We start from the raw sequence: 4,089 nt of genomic DNA, 5'->3' as shown, positions 1-4,089 counted from the left end.
GCTTATGCCTCCCTTCTCATTGTCGAGGTTCTGATGAACCTCTCCAACTTCGAAAGCCCTGTCTCGAAGAACCTTGCAGGTTCTTCTCGTGTCTCACCTCTAAAGAGGTTCGACACCCCTAAAGGGGGCGGGGGCGCATGCGATATCTCCGCATTACCTAAATGCAATTCTCATACAAGGAGTTGTTTTCTTTAAAAGGAATTGATGCCGCCGCGGGGCGCCCTTCGGGGAGGTAATCATCGCGTTAGCGAGGATTACCTGGAGAATGCTTCAGCCTTCGACTTGGGCGGCCGTTAATCACAACCGGGGGTATGGGGGCATCAGCCCCCATCATTTATCACTCGTGTTTTTTTTGAAAATCTTCGAACTCATCCATATGGGTCAACGCATTCAGACTTTGCCTGCATCACACCGACTCCACGTATCACGTGGAGAGGTGGTATTGCAATATCAGAACAAAGAGGCTATCCCTCACCCCGCTCCTGCTTTATCTCCCGTATTTTCTCTGCCAGCTCCTGCACCGCAACCCGCGCCGGTGAATCCTCCGGGATCAGGGAAACAGGAGATGCTGCCAGATCCGCCCTCTCCACGGCAGCGTCTTCCGGAATAATCGCAAAGGGAGTCTCCTCCCCGATATCCACCGGCGCCGCCCCGGTCTTGTACTGGTTGAAGACCACGTGGATCTTCTCTTTTTCAAGCCCGAGCTGGGTGGCAATCTCCCTGATACGGGCAATGGTGCGGAGGCCCCGGGCGCCGGGATCGCTGACAATGAGGAGGAGGTCTGGTTTCCCGATGGTGCCCCGGCTGATGTGTTCCATGCCGGCTTCGGAGTCAATGACAATGAACGGGTACTCGCGTTCGAGGGTCTGCATGCACTCCGACAGGAGATCATTGGCAAAACAGTAGCAGCCGGTTCCTTCGGGCCGGCCCATGGCGACAAGGTCGAATCCCTCGCTCTCGACAAGGGCCTGGCGGAACCGGAGCCGGACATAGTCGTGGCGGTTCATGCCGGGCGGGATGTTCCGCGAGAATGCTTCCTCCCGCATGCTCCCGAGTGTCTCTTTCACGGAAACACCCAGTGCTTCGTGCAGGTTGGCATTCGGGTCTGCATCAACGGCAAGGATCGGTGTCTCGCCCAGGGCGATAAACGACCGGACAAGGAGGGAACTGACCGTTGTCTTGCCGGTCCCTCCCTTGCCGGAAAGTGCAATCGTAAAAGGATGAGGTGACATTCTGATCTCCGGTGATTTAGCAGCCGGGCAGATTTTTGTCGGCCCTTATGCGGTGCGAGATCTCTGCTGCTGCCCCCATGATGGCCAGCGAACCGTCCCTGTCGGCAAAACGGATCCCGCAACTGGGGGTGACGAGAGATTGGGCGTCAAAGAGTTTCTCCGGCATTCTCTGGCAGAGCTGGGTGCGTATCGCGAGATACTTATCATACAGTGTGTCCACCGTCTCTGTTGCAAAGATCTTGTATTCGGCAGGGACAATTCCCCAGGCAATCACGCCTCCCCGCTCCATGTAGGAGATGACCGCATCAGAATAGAGGAGGAACTCCTTTGCCGTTGCATAGGCATCAAGGGAGATGACCGACGGGTCGAGGCTCATGACAAACTCCCAGTCCGTATTGGAGCAGCAGTGGACGCCAAGGCCGCCCTGGACAAGCGAGGCGATATCCTCCCATCCCGCTTTCACGGTATCCTTGTCAACCGGCACAACCGAGGAGCCGAGCGATGCAAGGTAAGGTTCGTTTAAGACAACAAGCGTCTCCTTGGCGCCGCACTGCTCCCTCATCGCGTTCTCGCACCACCGGGCCTTGAGGGCGATCATCTTGGAGAGGACATCGGCAAGCTGGCTGTCGTAATAGATCGGGCGTTTGTCTGCATCCACGACTTGCATCCCGAACGTTACTGGCCCGGTTACCTGGCACTTGAGCACGCAGGCAGAGGGGAGTTTCCGGGACAACATTTCCATGAATGCCGAGGCGTACTCCTTGTTAAGGCCATAGCCGGAGAAGTTCGCTTCAACAAAGTCCATGTACACCTTCTCCATGGCCGCAGTCTGGTCTTTGGTGCTGTCAAACAGGAGCCTGTCCTCGCGGATGATGCGGCCCGGGAGCTGCTCTGAGTCATTGAAGACAATGCCCTCTAAAAGGGCGCGGTTTGGCAGTGTCGGGATGTAGGGAATACCCGGGAACAGGGAGAGCACATCGTCACAGGCCTGTTTGGGATCGGTGTGCGGGAGCCCTCCGACACCCGTTGCGAGGGAGTTGGGTGAGGGAATCATCTTTGCCATGGCATTCACTCCTTCCTGATCCGGCAGGATTCGAGGAGTTTTTCGACACCCGGGAAGAGCGAGAAGTCCGTGTGCGGGAGGAAGGTGCTGCCGGTGTATTCATCCATGAACGAGCTCTCCGCATTCAGCTCGATGTAGGCAATTTTGTACGCAATCTCGTCAAGGGTTTTCCGGGCCCGTCGGTTGATAAGCGCGATGTTAGCTCCCGTGACCGCACCGTTGCCGATATTTTTGATGTCGTTTATGTCGATCTCCGGGATCAGGCCGATGATTGTCGCATTCTTCTTGTCCAGGTAGTTTCCGAACGCACCGGCAAAGTATATGGTCGAGATGTCCTTGTGGGTTACGCCCGCTTCCTTCATGAGGGTGACGCAGGCAGCATGGACCGAGGCCTTGCTCATGATCAGGTTCTTGATGTCATTTTCAGTAATTACGATGTCCTTTCCAATATCCGTCTCCTTTGCCCAGGCAATGACAAATTCGGGGAAGTGCGTCCCTTTCCTGATGCGGGGGTGCTGGATCTCCGTGTTGATCCGCCCTGTCCGGTCAATGACGCAGACTACCAGCAGCTCGGCAAGCAGGTCAATGAGCCCGGAGCCGCAGATCCCCCGGGGTTTGATCCCGTTGATGGTCGAGTACCTGGGGTCGAGGGTGACCGGGTCGATGGTGATCTTCTCGATTGCCCCGGGGTTGGCCCGCATGCCAAAGAGGACCTCGCCCCCTTCAAGGGCCGGGCCGGCCGCACCGGCACAGGAGAACATCCACTCCCTGTTCCCGAGAACAACTTCAAAGTTCGTGCCAATGTCCACGAGGAGCGAGATCTCTTCGCGCTCGCCCATGCCACAGGCAAGGATGTCGGCAATGATGTCGCCCCCGATGAAATCGCTGACCGCGGGAAAGGCAAAGACGCCGCCATTGGAGTTGCAGGTAATCCCGAGCCGGCTGGCTGCAATGGAAAGTGCCCTGCGGACAACCGGAACATATGGCTCGGCGATCATGTACGCCGGGTCGATCCCGAGAAGCATGTGGGTCATGACCGTGTTACCCGCTACAACAACTTCATAGATGTCCTCCCGGTCGATCCCGGCAGAGTTCGAGGCAGTGGTGAGGGCCTGGTTGATGCTCTCTGCAGCAAGCGCCTGGAGTTTCGTGAGGCCGTTCTTCCGGGCAAAGTTGACGCGGGCGAGAATGTCCTCGCCACAGCTGATCTGCTTGTTGTAGTTCGATGCAACGCTGACGACTTTCCCGGTGACCAGGTCCCAGAGATAGACAACAACGGTTGTCGAGCCCAGGTCAACAGCAGCGCCATAGATCCGGTTTGAGGTGTCGTTTTCCTGGAGATCGATAACACGGTAGCCGCCGGGAACGAGACCGATGGTTGCCGTCACCTTCCAGTCGCTGTGACGCAGGATGGAGGGGATATCACGGAGCACCTCGAGCGGGGCGTACATCTTCTCTGCCACCGGGCCGCCGCTCTTCTGGATTCCCCAGAGGAGACGGGAGAGATCGGGCGAGGGATCTGCAAGGCTCGGGGGCTGGAGCTCGACATAATACTTCCGGACAGACGGGCGGAACTGGATCTCGTGGTCAAGCCCCTCAACAAGGATCTTCTGTTCCTGGATAAGGGTGCTTTCAGGGACGAGAACATGGAGGTCGCCCTGGACAATCGTTTCGCAGGCAAGGCAGGCCCCTTTCTGAAGCTCGGCTTCGGTGAAAAACCTGCCGAATTTCTGCCGGTCGAAATATGCCCGTCCTGACTGGATGAAGACAATGCACTTGCCGCACTTGCCCTGC

Annotated in this window: 4 protein-coding genes; 1 reads left to right on the top strand and 3 read right to left on the bottom strand. The window is 57.3% G+C overall.

Annotated elements, in window-relative coordinates; translation table 11 throughout:
• The coding region (locus CW742_RS08320) for a hypothetical protein (protein ID WP_292419018.1) at positions 1-195 on the top strand (195 nt) is incomplete at its 5' end.
• A 269-nt stretch (positions 196-464) separates the two neighbouring features.
• On the opposite strand, the gene CW742_RS08315 is transcribed toward CW742_RS08320, so the two are convergent.
• The 3 genes from CW742_RS08315 to CW742_RS08305 form a co-directional block, all read right to left on the bottom strand.
• The gene (locus CW742_RS08315; protein WP_292419016.1) at positions 465-1,232 is read right to left on the bottom strand and encodes an AAA family ATPase; all 768 of its coding nucleotides are present in this window, start codon (positions 1,230-1,232) and stop codon (positions 465-467) included.
• A 16-nt stretch (positions 1,233-1,248) separates the two neighbouring features.
• The gene (locus CW742_RS08310) at positions 1,249-2,295 is read right to left on the bottom strand and encodes a hypothetical protein (protein WP_292419013.1); all 1,047 of its coding nucleotides are present in this window, start codon (positions 2,293-2,295) and stop codon (positions 1,249-1,251) included.
• 5 nt (positions 2,296-2,300) lie between these two features.
• Positions 2,301-4,089, bottom strand: a 1,789-nt coding sequence (locus CW742_RS08305) for an ASKHA domain-containing protein (protein ID WP_292419011.1), incomplete at its 5' end; no start/stop codon positions are given.

This window comes from Methanoregula sp., assembly GCF_002835825.1.
Classification (GTDB): domain Archaea; phylum Halobacteriota; class Methanomicrobia; order Methanomicrobiales; family Methanospirillaceae; genus Methanoregula.
The sequence above is the reverse complement of the archived record's forward strand: the minus strand, read 5'-3'. Positions and strand labels throughout refer to the sequence as shown.